We start from the raw sequence: 22,218 nt of genomic DNA, 5'->3' as shown, positions 1-22,218 counted from the left end.
CTTTTTTGTGGGCGGCGGGTTTAGCTCATCATGCCTTTTACCAGGCGCTCTTGTTCGATCAGTTCACGCTGACGGGCGTCGATGCGCGAGGACAGCGGGAAGTTACTGCCAGCACGCCGCTTGGCAAAGTCCAACTGCTGGATCGCTTGCTGGAAATCCCCCACCAGTGCGAAATATTCGGCGCGGGCCTGATGCAGGCCAATGATGTTGCCGGACAAGCCGCGAGTTTCGGCGACCTGATACCACACGTCCGGATCGTCCGGGCGCGACTTGAGCAGCCCGTCCAGCGCCTTTTCTGCATCGGCGGTACGGTTCTGTTTAAGCAGCAGGTCTACTCGCACCTGGTTCAGCGGATAGTTGCTGGGGTACTGGGTGAGCATGCGGTCGGTACGTTGCTGCGCATCCGGCATGCGGTTGCTGGTGATGTCCAGTTCGATTTGGGCCAGGTTGTAGGTGATGTCGTTGGGCGCCTTGGCCAGCAGCGGCGCCAGGCTTTCCCGTGCTTCCTTGAGTTGAGTGCCCTTGATCTGGGCGATGGCCAGGCCATAGCGTGCCACGTCATTTTTAGGGTTTTCATCCAGCTGCGCCTGGAAGCGCTTGGCAGCCAGGCCTGGTGTGTCTTCGTACTTGAGCTGTACCCGCGCGCGAATCAATTGATAGCGCAGGCTGTCTTCCTTGCCGCCGGGTTTGGCTTGTTCGGCGCGGTTGCGGGTGTCGGCGATACGCGATTCGGTGACCGGGTGAGTCAGCAGGAACTCCGGCGGCTTGGCGTCGAAGCGGTATTGACGCATCAACCGTTCGAACATGGTGGGCATGGAGCGCGGGTCGTAGCCGGCTTTCTCCAGGTTGAGGATGCCGATACGGTCGGCCTCCTGCTCGTTCTGGCGGGAGAAGCGGCGCTGTTCCTGGATCGCGGCGGCTTGTGAGCCGGCAATCGCGGCGATACCGGCATCGCCGGCACCCGCAGCGGCGGCGATAATGCCGCCAAGCAGGGCAGCCATCATCGGCAGTTGCATGCGTGATTGCGCTTCCACACCTCGGGCGAAGTGGCGTTGAGACAAGTGCGCCAGTTCGTGGGCCAGTACCGACGCGTATTCGCCTTCGGTCTGTGCATTGAGGAACAAACCGCCGTTGACCCCGACGATCCCACCCGGAGCCGCGAAGGCGTTGAGCTGTGGGCTGTTGATCAGGATAAATTCCAGGCGCCGGTCATTGACCTGGCTGGTCTCCACCAGCTTGTACACGCTGGTTTCGACGTAATCCTTGAGTTGCGGGTCATTGAGTTGCGAGACCTGGCCGCGCAGGTAAGCCAGCCAAGCGCGGCCCAGTTGGTATTCCTGTTGCGGCGAGACAATGGCAGAACTGGCGTCGCCGAGTGACGGCAGGTCGTCAGCGAAGGCCGGGGAGGCCAGCAGGCAGGCCAGCGTCAGCAGGGTAGGGCGCAAAAAAGTCATGCACAAAGCCTTTCGACAAAGAGCTTACTGTAGCCGGACACTGAGCTTGGGACCAGATATTCTAAGCAGCCCGAATGTTTGCCTGGAGTAACACCATGACCGACGTTGTAGCCTGTGACGCCGAACTCGACGCCAGCGGTCTGAACTGCCCGTTGCCCTTGCTCAAGGCCAAGCTGGAGCTCAATCGATTGGCCAGCGGCGCCGTGCTTAAAGTGACCGCCACCGATGCAGGCTCCCAGCGTGACTTCCGCACTTTTGCCAGGTTGGCGGGCCATACGCTGGTTCGGGAAGAAGAGGCTGCTGGCGTGTACTGCTATTGGTTGCGAAAGGCCTGAAGGCCTTACGAGGCAAGGTATCTACACAACTTCGGTACCAAGCTGGCCCCTGTGGCGAGGGAGCTTACTCCCGTGACGACCTGGCGGCCGATGCTTGTCTACCTGACCCACCACGATCCAAATGTGGGAGCTGGCTTGCCTGCGATGGCGGCCTCCCAGCCGACACTTCTCTACCTCACACCCCGCAATCCAACTGTGGGAGCGGGCTTGCTCGCGAAGGCGGCCTGACAGTCAACACAGTTGTATTGTGTACATATCCATTGCTGCGGTAACGGCCACTTAGGGTTCCGCCCTGACGGCGGCTCACTTTTGAAAAGCGCAAAAGTAAGCAAAACGCTCTTGCCCCACCACTCGGCACCTCGCTTGGGCTCGGTGTGCCCGTAATCCGCCAGTGATTTGGGGGGCCGCCGCCACGCGCCATCCATGGCGCGGGGCGGCTAAACCGGCATCCCTGCCGGTTTACCCCCCAAATCCCTGTCGAATTCCGGCCAGCGTGGTTTGACGGGGCGCTTAAGATCAAAAGCAGATCAAAAGCAGATCAAGAGCAGATCAAGAGCGGCTCGCTTCGCATCGTGGTTACCGTGTGCTGCTACAGCCCACAAGGTTGTGTGAATACCTATGCTTATCGAGGCAAGATCAAGCCTTGTTCAGCGCCTGCGCTGCCGCCAAAACCGCATCAACATGCCCCGGCACTTTCACGCCGCGCCATTCCTGACGCAGCACGCCTTGGCTGTCGATCAGGAAGGTACTGCGATCCACGCCCAGGTATTCTTTGCCGTACAGCTTCTTCAACTTGATCACATCAAACAGCTGGCAGACGGCTTCGTCCTTATCGCTGATCAGTTCGAAAGGAAATTCTTGTTTGCCCTTGAAGTTCTCGTGGGACTTCACGCTGTCACGCGACACGCCGAACACTTCGGTATTGGCGGCCTTGAACGCGGCGTACTGGTCACGAAAACCCTGGCCTTCGGTGGTGCAGCCTGGGGTGCTGTCTTTCGGGTAAAAGTAGATCACCACTTGCTTGCCCTTGAGGGCCGCGAGGCTGAAGCTCTGGCCGCTGGTGGCCTGGGCCTCGAAATCGGCCACGGGTGTGTCGATGGCTACCGGCATAGAGAAGTACTTCCTTACATTGGGTTCTGTGGGCGCCATGGCTCGATCAAGGCGTCGAGGTTCAGGGCATCGGCGAAATCCAGGAACTGGTCGCGCAGCCAACTGATCTGTACGCCGGCCGGCAAAGTCACGGTAAAGGTGGCATTGAGCATGGTGCCGCCGGTTTGTGGCGCCTGGTAGGTGTCACAGGTCAGGTTTTCCAGTTCGACGTTATGGTCGATAAAGAACTGGCACAGCTCGTTGACGATGTCCGAGCGGTAGGCCGAGCTGACATACGCTACGTACGGCAGGGCCTGGGGGCGGTTTTCCAGGGCGGCGCTGCGTACCACGTTGACGGTGAAGTCATGCTTCTTGGCCAGGCCCGGCAGGCCGGTTTCCAGGCGCGCCAAGGCATCCCAGGAGCCAGAAATCTGCAGGACCAGCGCACTGCACTCGCCATGGCGGGTGAGGCGGGAGGTCACGACGGCGCAGCGGTTCTCATGGCTGGCGCGGCACAGCACGTTGGTCAGCTCCATGGGGTTGGCGCCGAGGGCACTGATAACAAGGAATTGTTCGCGAACTGTGGGGGTGGACATGCAGCCTTCCTAAAGCGATGAGCGGTCGATGCCGTGTGGGCGGTATCGATCAAAGGATCAAGGGTAGCGAAAAGCGTCGCCAAGGGCTAGGAGGTGGCGTTTTCATTGCGTGATCAACCGGCTTCGGGCGGTGCTTTGGCCCAATGATGGCATTGCCCGACGTTTAGTTGCGCCAGAACGCATCCTCACGCGGTACTTCGCTTGTACAAGCATCTTGGCGCCAGTACCATTACGGCTCTCTTTTTCCGGCAGGAGCGGTTGCATGATTGCGGGCAGTATGGTGGCACTGGTCACACCCATGGATGCACAAGGTCGTCTCGACTGGGACAGCCTGGGCAAACTGGTGGACTTCCACCTGCAAGAGGGCACCAACGCCATTGTGGCGGTCGGCACCACAGGTGAATCGGCCACCCTCGATGTGGAAGAACACATCCAGGTGATCGAATTCGTGGTCAAGCGCGTGGCGGGCCGCATTGCCGTGATCGCCGGTACGGGCGCCAACTCGACGCGTGAAGCGATCGAGCTGACCAAGAATGCCAAGAAGGCCGGCGCCGACGCTTGCCTGCTGGTAACCCCGTACTACAACAAGCCGACCCAGGAAGGCTTGTACCAGCACTTCAAAGCCATCGCCGAAGCCGTGCAGATCCCGCAGATCCTCTATAACGTACCGGGTCGCACCGCGTGCGACATGAAGGCCGAGACCGTGATCCGCCTGTCCACCGTGCCGAACATCATCGGCATCAAGGAAGCCACCGGCGACCTGCAGCGCGCCAAGGACATCCTGGCCGGCGTGAGCAGCGACTTCCTGGTGTATTCCGGTGACGACGCCACCGCTGTCGAGCTGATCCTGCTGGGTGGCAAGGGCAACATCTCCGTGACTGCCAACGTGGCCCCGCGCGCCATGAGCGATATGTGTGCCGCCGCCATTGCCGGCGATGCAGCCACTGCTCGTGCAATCCACGAGAAGCTGATGCCGCTCAACAAGACACTGTTTATCGAATCCAATCCTATTCCCGTGAAGTGGGCGCTGTTTGAGATGGGCCTGATGCCGGACGGTATCCGTCTGCCGCTCACCCGCCTCAGCGAAGCCTGTCACGAACCGCTGCGACAGGCCCTGCGCCAGTCCGGCGTCCTGGTTTAATTGAGGAAGCACTACGCATGAAGCGATTGGCCGGACTTTCCGCACTTGCCTTGATTATCTCCAGCACCAGTGGCTGCGGTTGGGTATGGGGCCCGGAAGGCTACTTCCGTGACCGCGGCAGCGATTACCTGGAAGCGCAAGCAACCAAACCGATGCAACTGCCGCCTGATGTCAATGTCGCCAAGCGCCTTGAGCCGTTGCTGCCGATCCCACGCAACGTTGCCGACGACACGGTCAAGGGTGAGTACGTAGTGCCACGCCCACAGCCGATCATGGCCGTGGCCGATGCCAGCGACTACAGCCTGCAAAAAAGCGGCGACAACCGCTGGATCGTGGCTCAGCGCCCACCTGCCGAAGTCTGGCCGGTGGCGGTGCAGTTCTTCCAGGACAACGGTTTCCGCCTTGACCAGCAACGCCCGCAAACCGGTGAGTTCACCACCGCGTGGCAGCAAGGTCGTGAGCTGTCTGCCAACATGGCCCAGCGCCTGCTGGCGGGCGGTGTAGCCGCCGACAGCGAAGCCCGTGTGCGTGTGCGCATCGAGCCTGGCGTGCAGCGCAACACCAGCGAAGTCTATGTAGTCAGTGCCGAACGGCCTGCGGGCAGCACGGCTGACGTCGACTTCACCCCGCGCTCGGTCAACACCGGCGTGGACGCCGCGCTGGTCGACGAGATGCTGGCCAGCATGAGCCGTATCTCCGAGAAGGGCGGTTCCGTTTCCCTGCTCGCCGCCCGTGATTACGACACCCCTAGCCGCGTCAGCCTCACCGAAGACGGCAGCGGCAACGTCGTGCTGAACCTGGGTGAAGACCTCGACCGCGCCTGGGCCAGTGTTGGCCGTGCGTTGGAGCAGGGCCCTTGGCGCGTTGAAGACATCAACCGCAGCCTGGGCCTGTACTACATCAACGTGGCTGAAAAAGCCGAGAAGAAAGACGACGAGCCAGGTTTCTTCGGCAAATTGTTCGGCAGCGCGCCGACCAAGGAAGAGATCGAAACCCGCGCCGAGCGTTACCAGGTTCGTTTGAGCAAGGTGGGCGAAAGCGTGCAAGTCACCGTCGAGAAGAACATCAACACCGTCGCGCCAGCTGAAACAGCGCGCAAAGTGTTGGGCGTGATTCAAGACAACCTGGGCTGATCCGATGCGTTTTGCCGTTCTCGGCAGCGGTAGCCAAGGGAACGGTACGCTGGTCGCCCATGATGACACGTACGTGCTGGTCGATTGTGGTTTCTCCCTGCGGGAAACCGAGCGGCGCCTGTTGCGCCTGGGGGTTCACCCCACGCAACTGAGCGCGATTCTGGTAACCCACGAGCATGCCGACCATGTGCATGGCGTGGGTTTGCTGTCTCGGCGCTACAATTTACCGGTGTACTTGAGTCGCGGCACGTTGCGCGGGATGCGCAAACCCATTGAGCCTGCTGGCTTCCTGGCCGGTGGTGAGCAACTGCAAATTGGCGCCCTGAGCATCAATGTTGTTGCGGTTGCTCACGATGCCCAGGAGCCGACGCAATATGTATTCAGTGACGGTGAGCGGCGCTTCGGTGTGCTCACCGACCTGGGTTCCTATTGCGCCAAGGTGCTGGAGGGTTACCGGGACCTCGATGCCTTGATGATCGAGTCCAACCACTGCCGAGACCTGCTGGCACGCGGTCATTACCCCTACTTTCTCAAGCAACGGGTGGGCGGCGAGCTGGGACATTTGAACAACCACCAGGCCGCATACCTGGTGTACGAGTTGGGCTGGCAAGACCTGCAACACCTGGTCCTGGCTCACCTCAGCAGCAAGAACAACCTGCCGACGCTTGCCCGGCAATGTTTTGTCGACACTCTAGGGTGCGACCCGGACTGGCTGCAACTGGCCGATCAAGATTCAGGGCTCGACTGGCGACACATCGCCTAGCCCACCTTACTCAAAGCGGAGCCCATCATGGAAAAACGTGAAGAACTCTACCGCGGCAAAGCCAAGTCGGTGTACAAGACCGACGACGCCAACCGCCTGATCCTGCTGTTTCGCAACGACACCTCGGCGTTCGACGGCAAGCGCATCGAACAGCTTGACCGCAAAGGTATGGTGAACAACAAGTTCAACGCCTTCATCATGCAGAAACTCGAAGCGGCCGGTATCCCGACCCAATTCGACAAACTGCTGGGCGACAACGAATGCCTGGTCAAGAAGCTCGACATGATCCCGGTCGAGTGCGTCGTGCGTAACTACGCCGCCGGCAGCCTGGTCAAGCGTTTGGGCGTGGAAGAGGGCCTCAAGCTCAACCCTTACACCTTCGAACTGTTCCTGAAGGACGATGCCAAGGGCGACCCGTTCATCAACGAATCCCACGTCGTGGCGTTCGGTTGGGGCACCGCTGAGCAACTGGCGCGCATGAAGGAGTTGTCCCTCAAGGTCAACGACGTGCTGAGCAAGCTGTTCGACGACGCCGGCCTGTTGCTGGTGGACTTCAAGCTCGAATTCGGCGTATTCCACGACGGCTCCATCGTCCTGGGCGACGAATTCAGCCCGGACGGCTGCCGCCTGTGGGACAAAGACACCAAGAAGAAGATGGACAAAGACCGCTTCCGCCAAGGCCTCGGTGACGTGATCGAAGCCTACGAAGAAGTCGCCAAACGCCTCGGCGTACCGCTGTAATCGACGCAAGCATCTGATAGCACGGAAAAAATTCGCTTCGGCGCTTTGCATCCATCAATCATGCTGTTATGATGCGCGCCGTTGGAGAGATGCCAGAGTGGCCGAATGGGACGGATTCGAAATCCGTTGTACCTTCACCGGTACCTAGGGTTCGAATCCCTATCTCTCCGCCATTACATAGAAAAAGCCCCGTAGCTGAATAAGCTGCGGGGCTTTTTCGTTTCAAGCCGTTATTAACGGCTGCTTCAGGGATTTATTGTAGTCCTGCCTAGCGCTGTTCAAGGCGCTCAGACGCTTTGCGATAAGCCTGATCACGCTCACGTTTATCAACGGCGACCACGAACACTGTAATTTCTTGATCGATCACTTGATACACCAGCCTGTACCCGCTGCTACGCAGTTTGATCTTGTAGCAGTCAGGCAGGCTATGTAGGCGATTAGCTTCAATACGTGGGTTGTTCAGGATTTCGACCAGCTTCTTTTTGAGTTGCTGACGGAGGGTGTCACCGAGCTTTTGCCATTCCTTCAATGCACGCGCATCAAAATCAAGGCTATAGGTCATCCAAAGAAACCCTCACTCGTTGAGGCGACGCAAGGCGCTCACGTACCGTCGCCATCAAGGCTTCATCCTCTTCAGTCATCAGCACAGGCTTAAATGGCAACTGGCCGCGCTCGGCAACATATTGCAACGCCTGGCGTATCAGTTCGGAAGGGGTGACACCGAGTTTCTCCAGCTCCAAGTAGGCGCGAGTTTTCAGGTCGTCATCGATACGGATGTTGATAGATGCCAAGGGATAGCTCCTTATGTAATGACGTTGGTCATTACATTGGGGCAATCGGGTTTCATTGGCAAGTCTGTCTAGACATACGGCAATCGCTCTCATCTGTTGATCCTACTTTTTGGCCGTCGGCTTCGCCGGGCGCTTTTTATCGGATTCTTTCACCGTTTCCCTTGGTCTTTTCTTCGCCTCTTGCTCTGTTACGTATTCACCTGTGACCGCATCGCGATATCTTGTTGGCATGTAAGCACCCTTGACAGTATGCCGCCCCGGCGGCGACCTTTTTCAGGCTAGCTCAGAGGCTTATGCGCACAAGGTTTCCTATGGGCATTCTGGTTACCAAGCTTTTCCGAAACAGGTGCTTACGTTATGCGGGTTCGGCGGTTTTCGAGCAGGGTTGCGTTGGCTGGGGTAGGGCGCTAACCTTCCGCCGTCGCCCTCATGGCGACCGGTTTTGACAGGCCGAATAACGTGCGATCTCTGTGCATCCCCAAACTGGTTCCAGGCGTCTGTCTGTGCCCATTTGTTATGGCGGCTGTGCGTGGGGCATCTTCGGGTGCGCCGGGTTTCCACGTTTCCGGTCTGTCAACCCGCGTACAGCTGCCACCCAATCCTGTTTGACAGCGGGGGAGTGGTAGCTTCTTTTCATAACGTGGAGTTACATCATGAAGAACAGCACCGCTGATTTTACCGAAGGGTATGCCCGCAAACTCTTTTGCGTAGCCGATGACGTCGGCACCGAAGAAGCCCTCACAAACGCCACCGAAATCCTGTCATCTGCCCTGCAAACCGCTTACCAATGCGCCGAAGATCCAGTCAGCACACAGTCGCCCGTGATCATGGCCCTGGCTCAATTGATTGAGAACGCGCAAGCCCTGGTGGACGCTGTCCTTGAGCGTGATTTCCCCACGGCCAAATAAATACCTGCTTCTGAAACGAAAAAAGCCTGCTGAACTCAACGCTCAGCAGGCTTTTTTGTGGCTGCAACTCGGTCAGGCAGGCTGCGCCACCAAGCTGTTGCTCACCTTGCGGCCCAACACCAGCACGGTCGCAAACCCCAACCCCACCAACACCGTGGCCAGGCTCAACAACACCGCGCTGCCCATTTGGTCGACGATCCGTCCACCAAAGAACGAGCCCAGGGCAATGATCACCTGAAACAGCGCCACGAACAGCGGCATGCCTCGTTCCACATCCTTGGGCGCCACCACGAACATCCAGATACTGGCGCAGGCCGGGAAGGCGCCAAAGGCAAAGCCCCAGAGCGCGATCAGCACCACGGCGCCTGTCATACCGGTGGCGAAGTAGGGGAACAGGGCGGTGCTGGTCCCGATCATCAGCGCCACCAGCAGCAGCGTGTTACGCACGCTGCGGTTGGCGGCGAAGCCGGCGAACACATTGCCCAGCACGCCTGCCACGCCATACAGCAGCAACAATGAGCCAATCGTCGGCCCATCGAAGCCGGAGCTGTGTTTGAAGAACGGCGCCACATAGGTGTACGCAGCAAAGTGCGCCAGGCCGATCAGCAGTACGGCAATCAACCCGACCCGCGCTTGTGGGTTGATAAACAGGGCTGGCAGGTCACGAACCTCAATGGCCTTTTCCGGTTTGAGGCGCGGCAGCAGCAAGACTTGCGCCAGCAGCACTGGCACACCCACCAGCGCGGTGACCAGAAAGGTCATGCGCCAGCCCATCAGGCCGCTGAGCCAGGTGCCTACGGGCACGCCGAGGACGGTGGCCAGTGTCACGCCCATCATGATGATCGACGTAGCTTTTGCGACGCCCACGCCCTTGGGCGCCAGCCTGCCGCTGAGGGCGATGGCCGTGGCCCAGAAGCCGCCGATGCTGATGCCGAGCAATACACGCCCGAACAGCAGCAGGCTGAAATCGGTGGCAAAGGCCACCACCCCGTTGGCGAGGATCATGACCAGCGTCAGGCCGATCAGCAGATAGCGGCGGTCCATAGCGCCAATGCCAACCGACAGCAACGGCGCTGCAAGCGCCGCCATGATGCCGGGCAGGGTGACCATCAGGCCGGCGTGGCCGGCACTGATGCCCAAGTCGCTGGCGACGTCGTTGAGCACGCCCACCGGCAGAAACTCGCTGGTCACCAGGGCAAAAGCACCCACGGCGACCGAAAGAATCGCCAGCCACTGCTGTTTGACGCTTTGTTGATTATGTTCGGGAAGGCCGTTAGAGGCCTGGCTCGCGCTTGGCATGGTGTGGGGTTCCAAGGTGAAGTCGCCTGAAGTCAGACGCAGGAGAGGGAAGCTGGGGGCGATTATAGGAATCAGTGCTGGCAATCGAGCAGGCGCTCGTTTCGATAGTAATCATCAGAGCTATCGATGTGAGGTTTTTGACGAGTCCTCACTCTGCATAAAAAAATGAAAAAGCCCGAAGCTGATTCAGCTTCGAGCTTTTCCGGTTATGACGCTGTTTAAGGTGCAGGGACGGAGTTTTATTTTAGCTAGCCAACGCATTCAGTACATGTACTGGGTCATTATGGATAGCTTTCAACAACGCCTTCGCCGGCCCAGTAGGTTCGCGACGACCCTGCTCCCAGTTGCGTAACGTGCCGAGCTGAACGTCAATCAGCGCTGCGAATTTAGCCTGGGTCAGCCCTGTCGCCTTACGGATCTCTTTGACTCGCATTGAGTCGATATGGAATTCACGAGAAGGCTCCCGTTCTCCGCTCAGGATCTCGTTCATCTCTTGAACGCTTTCCATCAATTCATCAAAAAATCTGCTCATAGCTATCTCCAGTGCTCAATCGCAGCCTTCAGTGACTTGCGCTCGTCGGCGCTCAAGTCCTGCTGTTCATTTTTGGGATAGATCATCAGTAAAACAATCTGTGATGCCGAGACGAAGTGGTAATAGATCACACGTGCCCCGCCTCGTTTTCCATGGCCCTTGGCTGCTACTCGTATCTTGCGAATGCCACCCGTACCTTCGATCACGTCGCCGGCAGCGGGATTCACTACAAGCAGGTTCTGAAAGGCCATGTGGGCATCCTCGTCGATCAATTCTTTAACGCGACGGGTGAAGACCGATGTTTCTATGAAAATCATCGCTAATGTACGCCATTGGCTTAGTTCGCTGCAATCCTAGCCGTGCGTGCTTCGGTGCGCATCCGGTGAGTTGTAACTGCTTTTTGACGCACTCGGATGCGGCCAATTATGTTCTGGCCAACCGCCCCAAAAGACACTCAATAAACACCCCTTCCGCCCGACTCATCTTCTGCTCCCGATTCCACAGCACGTGAATATCCACATCCGCAATGCCCTCATCCGGCGGCAGCCGCCAGAGCAGCCCGTTCTGCACATCTTCGGCCACCACATGCACCGGCAGGCATCCCAGGCCATACCCGGCAATCACCAGGCGCCGCACTTCTTCCAGGCTGGACGACGACGCCACGATCCGCCCGCCGAACCCTTGCTGATCGCGAAAAATCGTCAGCGGCGAGAGCATCCCGCCGATCTGGTCGCTGGTAAAACTCACGAAGTTTTCCGACTGCAAGTCCCCTTCGACCAAACCTGTGCGTCCGAACAAGGGGTGGTGTTTCCCACAAAAAAACGCATAGCGTTGACGCAGAAACAGATGCTGTTCCAGGCGCGGCTGTGGCCGGCGGTTGAGGCTCAGCCCCAGGGTTGCGGTTTTTTCCAGCAGGGCGGCGACGATGTCGGAGCTGCGCATCACTTCGACCTCCAGGTCTACCCGTGGATGCTCGCGATGAAAGCCTGCGAGAAAGTCATCGAAAGTGTCGGAATTAATCCGGCTGATCATCAGCAAGCGCACTTTGCCGATCACTTCATCACCCGGCTTTTGCAGGGCATTGCTCATCTGCGAGACCTGGCCGTACATCTCGCCGGCAATGGCGAAGATCTGCTCACCGGCCTCGGTAAGCACGAAGCGCGGGCCACGGCGTAGGATGAGCTGGCAATCGAGCTGCTCTTCCAGGCGCTTGAGCGCCTGGCTGATCGCCGGTTGCGTGAGGTGCAGGCGGGCGGCGGCTCGGCTGATGCTCAGTTCCTGGCCGATCACGCGGAAGGTGCGCAGCAGGTTCCAGTCCAGGCGGTCATTGAGCAGGGGGTGAATATCGCGGCGAGATTCGGGCATGGGGTCGCTCGATAATAAGCAGTTTTTATAATCAAGATAATAAATAGAAAATTGACTAATCATAGCCCCGGGCCGAAAAATCGGGCTTAACAAGCGCCAACAGAGCGCCTCGGTTTGTCCTTCTCCTGCCAAAAAAATAACCAAAGGAGCCAGCCCCATGAAGCCTTCCGCTTCGCCGCAGCCTCGCCGTGCCGCGGCCGCCGCCTTTATCGGCACCATGATCGAGTGGTACGACTTTTACATCTATGCCACCGCCGCCGCGCTGGTGTTCGGTCAATTGTTCTTCCCCTCTGACGATAAATTGTTCAGCACCATGGCCGCATTCGGCACCTTCGCCGTGGGCTTTTTCGCGCGACCGTTGGGTGGCGTGGTGTTCGGCCATATCGGCGACCGCATCGGGCGCAAGAAGTCCCTGGTGATCACCCTCGTGATGATGGGCGTGGTGACGGTGTGCATCGGCCTGTTGCCGACCTATGCGCAGATCGGCGCTGCGGCCCCAGTGTTGCTGATTTTGCTGCGTGTGGTGCAGGGCATCGCGGTCGGCGGCGAGTGGGGTGGGGCGGTGTTGATGGCCGGGGAACATGCGCCAAAGGGGCGCCGTAACTTCTTTGCATCCTTCGCGCAGTTGGGCAGCCCGGCCGGTTTGATTCTTTCCTTGCTGGCGTTCAGCGCTGTCACCCGTCTGCCGGAAGAAGACCTGCTCAGCTGGGGCTGGCGCCTGCCGTTCCTGGCCAGCGCCTTGCTGCTGGTGGTCGGCCTGGCGATTCGCCTGGGTGTGAACGAGTCGCCGGAGTTCCTCGAAGACAAAGCCCTGGCGGAAAAAGCCCGCGCCATCAAGAAAGACCAAGCCCCTGTGCTGGAAGTGTTGAAGACGGCTTGGCGCCCACTGTTGCTGTGCATTGGCGCCAACACGTTGGGGATTGCCGGCGTGTATTTCACCAACACCTTCATGATTGCCTACAGCACTCAGCAATTGGACCTGCCGCGCTCGCTGATCCTGGAGTGTCTGTTCTTCGTGGCCATTATCCAGTTCTGCGTCCAGCCATTGGCCGCCTGGGTGGCAGAGAAGGTGGGCGCTACGCGGTTCCTGTGCGCCATGTGCGTACTGGCAATGGCTTCACCGTACCCGATGTTCGTCTTGGTCAGCAGCGGCCAGGCGCCTTTGATCATCCTCGGCATTGCCTTGGCAGTGGTGTGCATGGCGTCGTTCTACGCCGTGATCGCAGGTTATGTCAGCGGCCTGTTTGAAACCCGTGTGCGCTACACCGCCATCTCCCTGGCTTACCAGGTATGCGGCGCGTTGGCCGGTGGCTTGACGCCGCTGATCGGCACCTGGCTGGCCCATCAATACCTGGGCCAATGGTGGCCGATGGCGGTGTTCTACAGCGTGATCGCAGGGGTGTCGTTGGTGTGCGTACTCGCTTTGTCCCGCCGCCACGCCACGGCCCACCGCCTGGAAATGGCACACAGTTGAAGGAGTCAGCAATGTTGAAGATTAATGGCGAGCGCCTGTGGCATAGCCTGATGGCCATGGCCGAGATCGGCGCGACGGCACGCGGTGGCAGCTGCCGTCTGGCATTGAGCGCTGAAGACAAGGCCGGTCGGGAGCTGTTCAGTCACTGGTGTAAAGCCGCTGGCCTGACGTTGAGCGTGGACGCTATCGGCAACCTGTTCGCCCGCCGCGCGGGTACCGACAATGACGCCGCCCCGGTGATGATGGGCAGCCACCTGGATACCCAGCCCGAAGGCGGGCGCTTTGATGGGGTGTACGGCGTGTTGGCTGGCCTGGAGGTGATCCGCAGCCTTGACGACCACGGCATCCAGACGCGCAAGCCATTGGAAATTGCCGTGTGGACCAACGAGGAGGGCGCCCGTTTCACCCCGGCCATGCTGGGCTCGGCGGTATTCACCGGCACGCTCGCCCTGGACAAGGCACTGGCCACCGCCGATGTCGACGGTATCAGCGTGGCCGAGGCGTTGCGCACCACCGGCTACAACGGCGAGCGCCCGTTGGGTCGCGCAGTGGATGCGTATTTCGAGGCGCATATCGAGCAAGGCCCGATCCTGGAGGACAACGCCAACAGCATCGGCGTAGTCACCGGTGGTCAAGCGATTCGCTGGCTCGATGTGCGGGTCGAAGGCATGGCCGCGCACGCCGGCACCACGCCGATGCCGTTGCGTAAAGATGCGCTGTACGGCGCGGCGAAAATGATCCAGGCCCTGGAAAACCTCGCCGCCGATTTTGCCCCGCAGGGTCTCACCACGGTGGGTGAACTGAGCATTGCCAAGTCGTCGCGCAACACCATTCCCGGCTTGCTCAATTTTACCGTCGACCTGCGCCATCACCACGACGCCGATATCGACGCCATGGAGCAGCAAGTGCGTGCACGCCTGCAGGCAATCGCGGACAACCGTGGCCTGAGCGTCACCATCACGCCGCACTGGATCAGCCCGGCCACGCCGTTCGACGCCGAGTGCGTGGCCTGCGTGCAGGCTGCGGTCGACGGCTTGGGCTACAGCCAGCAGACCATCGTCAGCGGCGCCGGCCATGATGCGATTCACCTGGCGCGCTATTGCCCCACCGCGATGATCTTCATCCCCTGCGTCGGCGGCCTCAGCCACAACGAAGCCGAAGATGTCTTGCCCGACGATGTACGCCAGGGCACCGATGTCTTGCTCAACGCCGTGTTGAAACGCGCCGGGCGCGTTCATTTCTAAAGGAAGCCATGCCCATGTGGGAGCTGGCTTGCCTGCGATAGCGGACTGTCAGAGAACAATGTACTGCCTGATTCACCGCTATCGCAGGCAAGCCAGCTCCCACAGGTTCTGTGTTTATCCAGGAGCAACTCATGAAGACGTTTTTCCACCCCGAACAACTCCTGCATCATCCACGCAGCTACTACTCTCGCGGCCAGATGCGCACGCCCCAGGAGGTTCCCGAGCGTGCGCGCAACCTGCTGCTGGCTGCGCAAACCCTGGGCTTCGATATCCAGCAACCCACCGATTACGGCATGGACCCGTTGCTCGCCGTGCACGGCGGCGCCTACCTGGCTTTTCTTCAAGAAGCTCACCAGCGCTGGAAAGAGATCCCCGAAGACTGGGGCGACGAAGTCATGTCCAACATCTTCGTACGTGAACCCAATGCTTTGCGCGGCATCCTGGCCCAGGCGGCACGCTACCTGGCCGATGGCAGTTGCCCCATCGGTGAGTTGACCTGGCGCTCGGCCTATTGGTCAGCCCAAAGCGCCGTCGCCGCAGCGGGTGACATCCTCGATGGCGCACCTGCCGCCTACGCCTTGTGCCGGCCCCCGGGCCATCACGCCCGCTTCGACGCGGCCGGTGGCTTCTGTTACATCAACAATGCGGCCGTGGCTGCGCAAGCGCTGCGCCAAGGTTTCCAGCGTGTCGTCGTGCTCGATACCGATATGCATCACGGCCAAGGCATCCAGGAAATTTTCTACGACCGCGACGACGTGCTGTATGTGTCGATTCACGGCGACCCGACCAACTTCTATCCGGGCGTGGCAGGCTTTGCCGAGGAAAAAGGCTACGGCGCCGGCGAAGGGTACAACCTCAACCTGCCGATGGCCCATGGTTCCAGCGAAGCGGTGTTCTTCGAAAAGCTGGAGCAGGCCCTGGCAGCGGTGAAGCGCTTCTCGGCGGATGTGCTGGTGTTGTCATTGGGCTTTGATATCTACGAGCTGGACCCCCAAAGCAAAGTCGCGGTGACGCGCGAAGGCTTTGCGCGGTTGGGGCAGTACATTCGAGGGCTGGGGTTGCCGTGCCTGATCGTGCAGGAGGGTGGTTATCACCTGGAGACGCTGGACAGTAACGCTCAGGCGTTTTTCAGTACGCCAGCGGCTTGGGAGAAGCGATCAGGCGACTAAGTGCTAAAAGCCTGTTGATCAGTTTTCAGCAGGCTTTTCATACATTGATGGGCGCTCGTTCGGCGGCCGATAACCCGCTGATATGTATGACTCCATATGTGTAACAGGATTATCTCGGCAGACCCTCTCGGCACACATGGCGCCCCACCGGTTCCCATACGATAATGCTCGCCACCTCGACCACTTTGGCCTGCCTCCCGTGATCATCAACTTCGACCTCAACGACCTCCAAGCCTTCCGCGCCGTGGTGGACAAGGGCAGTTTTCGTGGCGCTGCCGAGGCCATCCGTATCTCGCAACCGGCCCTCAGCCGGCGTATCGAAAAGCTCGAATCGGCGCTGGATGTAAAGCTGTTCGAACGCACTACGCGGCGGGTCAGCCTGACCATGGTCGGGCGTGCGTTTTTGCCCCAGGTCGAGCGCATGCTCGATGACCTCGACATCGCGCTGATGGGTATCAGCAACGTTGCCTCGACGCGCATGGGGAATGTCACCATCGCCTGCGTGCCGTCTACCGCGTACTACTTCATGCCCCACGTGATCTCCGAATTTCACAAGCTGTACCCGAAGATTCGCCTGCGAGTGCTGGATGCCAGTGCCGGCGAGGTGAGCAATGCGGTGGCCAGCGGCGAGGCGGACTTTGGCGTGAGTTTCAGCGGCAGCCTGGCCGATGAGGTGGAATTCGAGTTGCTGTTGCAGGAGCGCTACGTGCTGGCCTGTCGGCGTGACCACCCGTTGGCTGGGCGTGACAGCGTGAGCTGGACCGAAGCCTATGAGCATGACTACATCGAGGTGGACAAGACGTCGGGCAACCGCTTCCTGCTCGACCAGGCCCTGCGTGGGGTGCGGGTGAAAAAGCCGAGTATCTGCGAGACGCACCACGTGACCACGATGATCGGGCTGGTGGAGGCGGGGTTGGGCGTAGCGATGGTGCCGTCGATTGCGATGCCGGCGCACACTCACCCGATTCTGGTCAGTGTGCCGCTGGTAGAGCCCCACGTACTGCGCAATGTGGGCTTGATCAAGCGCCGCGGGCGGACGTTGCCACCGGCGGCGCTGGAGTTGGAGCGTTTGGTGCGGGAAATGCCGTTCCGGTCAGCGTGACACCGAGTCCAGGCCGGTGGATTGCACCTCCGGTTGGGCCTCGGGCGATGCCATGAACTGCAACAGCGCCTTGGCCCGCTCCGGGTGTTCGGCGTTCACCGGAATACCGGCGGCAAAACGGGTAACGGACTGCACGTCTTCCGGGATCTTGCCCACAAACGTTACACCCTTGACTGGCAACAACTCCGCCACTTGCTGCAAGCCGACTTCGTAATCGCCCTTGGCTACCTGCTCGCCCACCGGTACGCGTTCGATCATGGTGCCTTTGGCCGGCATGCCGAGTTTCTTGAACAATTGCTTCTCGACGTACACGCCGCTGGCGCTATCGGAATAGGCCACCGACTTGGCTTTGCTCAGCACAGCCTTGAGCTCGGCATCGGTATTGATCGCAGGTTTGGCCGCACCTTCCTTCACCACCAGGCCGATCCGCGAGTCCGCCAATTCCACGCGGGAGGCGGGGTCAACCTTGCCTTGTTTGATCAACTCATCCAGGGCATAGCCGACCATGATCACCACATCGGCGTGCTCGCCACGGGCCAGGCGGTTGGGAATCGCTTCCGGCGCCTTGCCCATGGACGGGCCAAGGATGGTGTCGAGGGTGTCACCGCTTTGCTCGGCGTATTGCGGGCCGAGCAATTTATACGCGGCGGTGAAGCCGCCCGAGGTCATGACTTTGAGTTGTTCGGCCTGGGCTGATAGCGCCAGGGTGCCGAGGACGACAGCAGCGAGGGTCTTGAACAACGGCTTCATTGCGCGGCCTCCTGCATGACTTGACCACGGGTGTTGGCGCGGCGATACAACGCCAGGGTCGAACACAAGGCACACAGCGCGGCGAAGATCATCCAGTACGCAGGTGAAGCCTTGTCTTCGGTGATGTGAATGAACCAGGTGGAAATCGCTGGCGTGAAGCCACCGAACACCGCCGTCGCCAAGCTGTAGGCCAGGGAGAAACCTGCCACGCGCACTTCCACCGGCATGATTTCGGTCAGCGCCGGGATCATCGCGCCGTTGTACATGCCATACAGGAACGAGAACCACAGCAGGGTTTCCAGCATGTGCGCAAAGCTGGGGGCGTTGACCACGTAGGACAGCGCTGGATAAGCCGTAAGGACAGTCAGCACCGTCATGGCGATCAGCACCGGTTTACGGCCGAAGCGGTCGCTTAACGTGCCGCCGATCGGCAGCCAGAAGAAGTTCGAGATCGCGACCAGCAAGGTCACCAGCAAGGCGTCCGAGGTGCTCAGGTGCAACACGGTTTTGCCGAAGGTCGGTGCGTACACGGTGATCAGGTAGAACGCGGTGGTGGTCATGGCCACCATCAGCATGCCGCCGATGACGACGGTCCAGTTCTTCACCAGGGTCGCCATCACTTCACGCATGGTTGGGCGATGCTTGCGCTTGGCGAACTCTTCGGTTTCCTGCAGGTTGCGACGCAACACAAAGATAAACGGAATGATCACGCAACCGACGGCAAACGGAATCCGCCAGCCCCAATCGGCCACCACCGCAGGTTCCATCCACATGTTCAGGCCATAACCCAGGGCCGCGGCGACGACGATGGAGATCTGTTGGCTACCCGACTGCCAGCTGGTGTAGAAGCCTTTACGGCCCGGCGTGGCCATTTCGGACAGGTACACCGACACGCCACCCAGTTCCGCGCCGGCCGAGAAGCCTTGCAGCAGGCGCCCCAACAGCACCAGCAATGGCGCCCATAGGCCGATGGTCTGATAACTCGGCACCAGCACGATCAGCAGCGTACCGCTGGCCATGATCGACAAGGTCACGATCAAGCCTTTGCGGCGGCCCACGTCATCAATGTAGGCACCTAGAATAATCGCGCCCAATGGCCGCATCAGGAAGCCCGCGCCGAACACGGCGAAGGTCATCATTAATGACGCAAACTCATTAGCGGCCGGGAAGAACGCGGCAGCGATATAGGTGGCGTAGAAACCGAACAGGAAGAAGTCGAACTGTTCGAGGAAATTGCCCGAAGTCACGCGCAATACCGCGCCTACTTTCGAGGGGGCAGCCGCAGGCCGGGAAGGGATCGTCATGGTTTTGTGTCTCCAGCGTTCTTTTTAAAGTGCTTGTTTCGCTTAAGACTTGGGATAGTGGCTGACACATTTAGAAATGATAAGTGACAAATTTGGATTGATTGATGTGTGTTAGCTATCAATCTGAGCCGGCTTCAAAACGGCCTGCCGTGTTCTATGCTTGAATTTTGGTCCAATTCTTATCGGCGGAGATCGCTATGGGGAACGAACAGCAGCACAACAAGCCGGAGCGTGAAGAACCCCGGCAGCCGCGCGAAGACGAAAAGCCGCAAACCTGGAAGCATCCGGACGACGGCACCGAGCTTTCCGAACGTGACCAGGAGCGCCCGCTGAAGCCCTGAGCATCAGGTAAAACGCGGTCTAATTGTGGGAGCGGGCTTGCTCGCGAAGGCGGCGTGTCAGTCAACGGAGTCGTCGGTTGAACCATTGCATTCGCGAGCAAGCCCGCTCCCACATGTTTTTACCGTGCACATAGACGCAGCCCCGCAGCCTTCCTAAACTGCCGCTTGTCTTGGGGAAAGGGGCAGGCGCCGATGAATCGCAATGAATTACGCAAGGCCGATATCAACCTGATGGTGGTCTTCGAAGCACTGATGCTCGAGCGCAATGTGACGCGGGTGGCGGAGAAGCTGTTTCTCGGCCAACCGACCATCAGCTCGGCCCTCAACCGCCTGCGTACCCTGTTCAACGACCCACTGTTTATTCGTGTCGGCCATCGCATGGAGCCTACGGCGCGCGCCGAGGAGATCATCCAGCACCTGTCGCCGGCTTTGGACTCGCTGTCTTCGGCCTTGAGCCTGACCCATGATTTCGACCCGTCCATCAGTACCATGACTTTCCGCATCGGCCTGTCCGATGACGTTGAGTTTGGCCTGCTGCCACCTTTGCTGCGCGCCTTGCGCCAGGAAGCGCCGCAGGTGGTGTTTGTGGTGCAGCATGTGGACTACTGGCGCATTCCCGACCTGCTGGCTTCCGGCGATATTACCGTCGGCATCACCCAGACCCGCGGGCTGCCGGCCAATGCCAAGCGCAAGCTGTTGCGGCACATCCGCCCGTGCCTGCTGCGCGCCGATGCTTCGGACACACCGCTGACCCTCGACGAATATTGCGCACGGCCCCACGTGTTGGTGTCCCACACCGCCAACGTGGCCGGGTTTGCCGATGAGTGGCTGGCAGAGGTGGGCCGCAAACGCCATGTAGTGCTCTCGGTGCCGCAATACAGTTCGTTGCCGGCCTTGCTTGCCGGTACCGACATGATCGCCAGCCTGCCGGATTACACCGCCCAGGCCATGGCCGCCAGCGGGAACCTGTTCTGCGAGCCGTTCCCGTTCGAAACCCCGACCCTGGATTTGTCCATGGTGTGGCTCAGCCATGTCGATACCGACCCGGCGGAACGCTGGATGCGCTCTCGGTTGGAGGCATTCATGAGTGATAGAGGGCTGGTGGCCAAGGCTTGAGCTGTTTTTCCGTGGTATATAGCTAGGCATCTTCCTACAAAAAACTCGGAGAAAAGCATGCCGCACCTGCACTTGGAACACACCGCCAACCTGACGCAACTGGACACCGACAAGGCCCTGTTGCGCCTTAATCATGCGTTGGTGGCCTCCGGTCAGTTCGGCGCCGAGTTCGACATCAAGAGCCGTGCGGTGACGGTCGAGCGTTTTCGGGTCGGCACTGGCCTGGGTGAGCGCGGTTTCGTTGCGGTGCGTTTGGCGTTATTGAGCGGGCGTTCGCCGCAGGTCAAGAAACAACTGTCAGAAAACCTGCTGGCGGTGCTCCAGGACCTGGGCCCATGGCCCGAAGGTGTGCAGGTGCAACTGAGTGTCGAGTTGCTGGATATTGATCGCGATTCCTACAGCAAAATCGCCATCGGCTGACTCCCACCACCCCTGTAGGAGCGAGCTTGCTCGCGAAGATCGCTAACGATAACGCGGGGTGCCTGATTCACAGCGGCGCACTCTGGTTCTTCGCGAGCAAGCTCGCTCCTACAAGAGGCCTTGGTCCGCGCATACCTTCACCACTTGTTCCCGAAACCAGGTATTGGCGCTGTCCTGCCCACTGGTTTCGTTCCACTGCATATCCAGGGTGAAACCCGGCAAACCATTGGGGGCTTCGCAAACGCCGAATGCCGGCGCTGGCGCCAGCAACTTTTGCACGCGGCGGGGCAGGGTGACGATAAAGTCGGTGCCGGCAATCATCTTCAATGCCGCGCTGTAGCTGTTGGCCCGCGCGATCACCTGGCGCTTGCGGGCCTGGCGGGCGAGCCAGCCGTCGATCATGTTGGTGTCGGAGGTCCAAGGCGTTGGGAATACGTGGCGCCGCTCAACGAAGGATTGCAGGCTGAACGCTGGTTCCCTGGGTGCAGAGCGTTGGTCGCACACGCAGACCAAGTCGTCCTCCAACAGCATCTGGGTCTTGAAGTCTTTGTGGGCGCGGTGAAAGTGCGGGCCGAAGCAGATCACCAGGTCCAGGCGACCTTCACGCAGGTCGTCGGCGGGGATCTCGGTTTCCAGCTTCTGCACATTGACGATCACCGGCAGGTCGGCATGGTCGAAGCGCTTGAGCAGGCGCGGCAGGATCAACTGTTCGAAATATTCCGGCGCGCACACATTGAAGGTCACCGCCTGTTGGGTTGGGTCGAACGCCTGGCCACCGGCATGGCACAGGTTGATGCTTTGCAGAATCTTCTGCACATGCTCGTACATGGTGGTGGCCTTGTACGTAGGGCGCATGCCCGCGCGGGTGTTGATAAACAGCTCATCTTCAAAGCTGGTGCGCAGCTTCTTGAGGCTATAGCTCACGGTGGACTGGCTGACGAACAGCGTTTCGGACACCTCGGTAACGCTGCTCTGGTCGTAGACGGCGATAAACACCATCAAATCCTGCATATCGAGCTTTCTGAGCAAGTTACTGTTTAGCATCGGTTTCGTCCGTAAACCCTTTGTACCGAACTCAGTACAAGACTGAGCAAAATGTTAACGGAACGCTCGTACCAATAGAAAGCTCTGTAGGACGCTTCAATGTTTTG

At 59.7% G+C, this 22,218-nt stretch carries 25 protein-coding genes and 1 tRNA gene; 14 read left to right on the top strand and 12 right to left on the bottom strand.

From position 1 onward, the window contains the following. Positions 1-20: 20 nt before the first annotated feature. Entirely contained in the window at positions 21-1,454 is a 1,434-nt protein-coding gene (locus CRN80_RS29695) for a M48 family metalloprotease (protein WP_032892982.1), read from the bottom strand. A 95-nt stretch (positions 1,455-1,549) separates the two neighbouring features. Between CRN80_RS29695 and CRN80_RS29690 the strand changes: the two genes are divergently transcribed. Then, positions 1,550-1,789: a sulfurtransferase TusA family protein gene (locus CRN80_RS29690; RefSeq protein ID WP_032892981.1), complete on the top strand. Its 240-nt coding sequence runs from the start codon at positions 1,550-1,552 to the stop codon at positions 1,787-1,789. A gap of 636 nt (positions 1,790-2,425) precedes the next feature. On the opposite strand, the gene CRN80_RS29680 is transcribed toward CRN80_RS29690, so the two are convergent. Both CRN80_RS29680 and CRN80_RS29675 read right to left on the bottom strand, forming a co-directional pair. Continuing rightward, positions 2,426-2,899, bottom strand: a complete 474-nt coding sequence (locus tag CRN80_RS29680; protein WP_098952457.1) for a peroxiredoxin — start codon at positions 2,897-2,899, stop codon at positions 2,426-2,428. Positions 2,900-2,913: 14 nt separating this feature from the next. Next, positions 2,914-3,474, bottom strand: a complete 561-nt coding sequence (locus tag CRN80_RS29675; RefSeq protein WP_003189463.1) for a glycine cleavage system protein R — start codon at positions 3,472-3,474, stop codon at positions 2,914-2,916. Positions 3,475-3,736: 262 nt separating this feature from the next. Here CRN80_RS29675 and dapA point away from each other — a divergent pair, with 262 nt between their 5' ends. The 5 genes from dapA to CRN80_RS29650 all read left to right on the top strand — a co-directional run bounded on the left by dapA (position 3,737) and on the right by CRN80_RS29650 (position 7,425). After that, the gene (gene dapA / locus CRN80_RS29670) at positions 3,737-4,615 is read left to right on the top strand and encodes a 4-hydroxy-tetrahydrodipicolinate synthase (protein ID WP_014717368.1); all 879 of its coding nucleotides are present in this window, start codon (positions 3,737-3,739) and stop codon (positions 4,613-4,615) included. Positions 4,616-4,632: 17 nt separating this feature from the next. Continuing rightward, on the top strand, positions 4,633-5,748 hold the full coding sequence (gene bamC / locus CRN80_RS29665) for an outer membrane protein assembly factor BamC (protein WP_098952456.1): 1,116 nt from the start codon (positions 4,633-4,635) through the stop codon (positions 5,746-5,748). 4 nt (positions 5,749-5,752) lie between these two features. Continuing rightward, entirely contained in the window at positions 5,753-6,511 is a 759-nt protein-coding gene (locus tag CRN80_RS29660; protein ID WP_003189469.1) for an MBL fold metallo-hydrolase, read from the top strand. 27 nt (positions 6,512-6,538) lie between these two features. Continuing rightward, positions 6,539-7,252, top strand: a complete 714-nt coding sequence (gene purC, locus CRN80_RS29655) for a phosphoribosylaminoimidazolesuccinocarboxamide synthase (protein WP_027604309.1) — start codon at positions 6,539-6,541, stop codon at positions 7,250-7,252. 83 nt (positions 7,253-7,335) lie between these two features. Further along, a tRNA-Ser gene (locus CRN80_RS29650) sits at positions 7,336-7,425 on the top strand. A gap of 95 nt (positions 7,426-7,520) precedes the next feature. Here the strand turns inward: CRN80_RS29650 and CRN80_RS29645 are convergent. Then, positions 7,521-7,814 (bottom strand): type II toxin-antitoxin system RelE/ParE family toxin, encoded by a 294-nt coding sequence (locus tag CRN80_RS29645; RefSeq protein ID WP_032892910.1) that lies wholly within the window; start codon positions 7,812-7,814, stop codon positions 7,521-7,523. Then, on the bottom strand, positions 7,804-8,043 hold the full coding sequence (locus CRN80_RS29640; RefSeq protein WP_020301039.1) for a type II toxin-antitoxin system RelB/DinJ family antitoxin: 240 nt from the start codon (positions 8,041-8,043) through the stop codon (positions 7,804-7,806). Before CRN80_RS29640 ends, CRN80_RS29645 begins: the two co-directional genes overlap by 11 nt. 653 nt (positions 8,044-8,696) lie before the next feature. Here CRN80_RS29640 and CRN80_RS29630 point away from each other — a divergent pair. Then, complete coding sequence (locus tag CRN80_RS29630; protein WP_098952452.1) at positions 8,697-8,951, top strand: DUF6124 family protein; 255 nt, start codon at positions 8,697-8,699, stop codon at positions 8,949-8,951. A gap of 72 nt (positions 8,952-9,023) precedes the next feature. On the opposite strand, the gene CRN80_RS29625 is transcribed toward CRN80_RS29630, so the two are convergent. From CRN80_RS29625 to CRN80_RS29610, 4 genes are all read right to left on the bottom strand, one after another. After that, complete coding sequence (locus CRN80_RS29625) at positions 9,024-10,250, bottom strand: MFS transporter (protein ID WP_056791672.1); 1,227 nt, start codon at positions 10,248-10,250, stop codon at positions 9,024-9,026. 244 nt (positions 10,251-10,494) lie between these two features. Beyond that, positions 10,495-10,782: a NadS family protein gene (gene nadS, locus CRN80_RS29620; protein WP_056791674.1), complete on the bottom strand. Its 288-nt coding sequence runs from the start codon at positions 10,780-10,782 to the stop codon at positions 10,495-10,497. Positions 10,783-10,784: 2 nt separating this feature from the next. Next, positions 10,785-11,099 (bottom strand): type II toxin-antitoxin system RelE/ParE family toxin, encoded by a 315-nt coding sequence (locus tag CRN80_RS29615; protein WP_098952451.1) that lies wholly within the window; start codon positions 11,097-11,099, stop codon positions 10,785-10,787. A gap of 106 nt (positions 11,100-11,205) precedes the next feature. After that, a complete protein-coding gene (locus CRN80_RS29610; protein ID WP_044272854.1) occupies positions 11,206-12,147 on the bottom strand; it encodes a LysR family transcriptional regulator in 942 nt (313 codons plus the stop codon). Between the two features lie 157 nt (positions 12,148-12,304). Between CRN80_RS29610 and CRN80_RS29605 the strand changes: the two genes are divergently transcribed. The 4 genes from CRN80_RS29605 (at position 12,305) to CRN80_RS29590 (ending at position 17,136) form a co-directional block, all read left to right on the top strand. Beyond that, on the top strand, positions 12,305-13,621 hold the full coding sequence (locus tag CRN80_RS29605; protein WP_032892903.1) for an MFS transporter: 1,317 nt from the start codon (positions 12,305-12,307) through the stop codon (positions 13,619-13,621). 11 nt (positions 13,622-13,632) lie between these two features. Further along, positions 13,633-14,865 (top strand): Zn-dependent hydrolase, encoded by a 1,233-nt coding sequence (locus CRN80_RS29600; protein WP_098952449.1) that lies wholly within the window; start codon positions 13,633-13,635, stop codon positions 14,863-14,865. Positions 14,866-14,996: 131 nt separating this feature from the next. Then, a complete protein-coding gene (locus tag CRN80_RS29595; RefSeq protein WP_098952447.1) occupies positions 14,997-16,034 on the top strand; it encodes a histone deacetylase family protein in 1,038 nt (345 codons plus the stop codon). A gap of 199 nt (positions 16,035-16,233) precedes the next feature. Further along, positions 16,234-17,136, top strand: a complete 903-nt coding sequence (locus CRN80_RS29590; protein ID WP_032897556.1) for a LysR family transcriptional regulator — start codon at positions 16,234-16,236, stop codon at positions 17,134-17,136. Here the strand turns inward: CRN80_RS29590 and CRN80_RS29585 are convergent. Then, positions 17,128-17,886, bottom strand: coding sequence for a substrate-binding domain-containing protein (locus tag CRN80_RS29585; RefSeq protein ID WP_098952446.1), 759 nt, complete (start codon positions 17,884-17,886; stop codon positions 17,128-17,130). The two genes, CRN80_RS29590 and CRN80_RS29585, sit on opposite strands and share 9 nt — an antisense overlap. Beyond that, positions 17,883-19,190, bottom strand: coding sequence for an MFS transporter (locus tag CRN80_RS29580; protein WP_098952445.1), 1,308 nt, complete (start codon positions 19,188-19,190; stop codon positions 17,883-17,885). The genes CRN80_RS29585 and CRN80_RS29580 overlap by 4 nt, the downstream gene beginning before the upstream one ends. Before the next feature lie 197 nt (positions 19,191-19,387). On the opposite strand from CRN80_RS29580, the gene CRN80_RS31335 reads away from it, so the two are divergent. From CRN80_RS31335 to CRN80_RS29570, 3 genes are all read left to right on the top strand, one after another. After that, positions 19,388-19,531, top strand: a complete 144-nt coding sequence (locus tag CRN80_RS31335) for a hypothetical protein (RefSeq protein WP_003189552.1) — start codon at positions 19,388-19,390, stop codon at positions 19,529-19,531. 192 nt (positions 19,532-19,723) lie between these two features. Then, positions 19,724-20,647 (top strand): LysR substrate-binding domain-containing protein, encoded by a 924-nt coding sequence (locus CRN80_RS29575; protein WP_014717462.1) that lies wholly within the window; start codon positions 19,724-19,726, stop codon positions 20,645-20,647. A 57-nt stretch (positions 20,648-20,704) separates the two neighbouring features. Next, positions 20,705-21,067: a 5-carboxymethyl-2-hydroxymuconate Delta-isomerase gene (locus CRN80_RS29570; RefSeq protein ID WP_032892896.1), complete on the top strand. Its 363-nt coding sequence runs from the start codon at positions 20,705-20,707 to the stop codon at positions 21,065-21,067. 108 nt (positions 21,068-21,175) lie between these two features. Here the strand turns inward: CRN80_RS29570 and CRN80_RS29565 are convergent, their stop codons facing one another. Next, positions 21,176-22,111 carry a LysR family transcriptional regulator gene (locus CRN80_RS29565; protein WP_032892894.1) on the bottom strand — a complete coding sequence of 312 codons (936 nt, stop codon included), beginning with the start codon at positions 22,109-22,111 and terminating at the stop codon, positions 21,176-21,178. Positions 22,112-22,218: the final 107 nt, after the last annotated feature.

The organism is Pseudomonas sp. FDAARGOS_380, from assembly GCF_002591235.1.
Lineage (GTDB): Bacteria > Pseudomonadota > Gammaproteobacteria > Pseudomonadales > Pseudomonadaceae > Aquipseudomonas > Aquipseudomonas salmasensis.
This window is presented reverse-complemented; position numbering and strand designations above follow the sequence as displayed.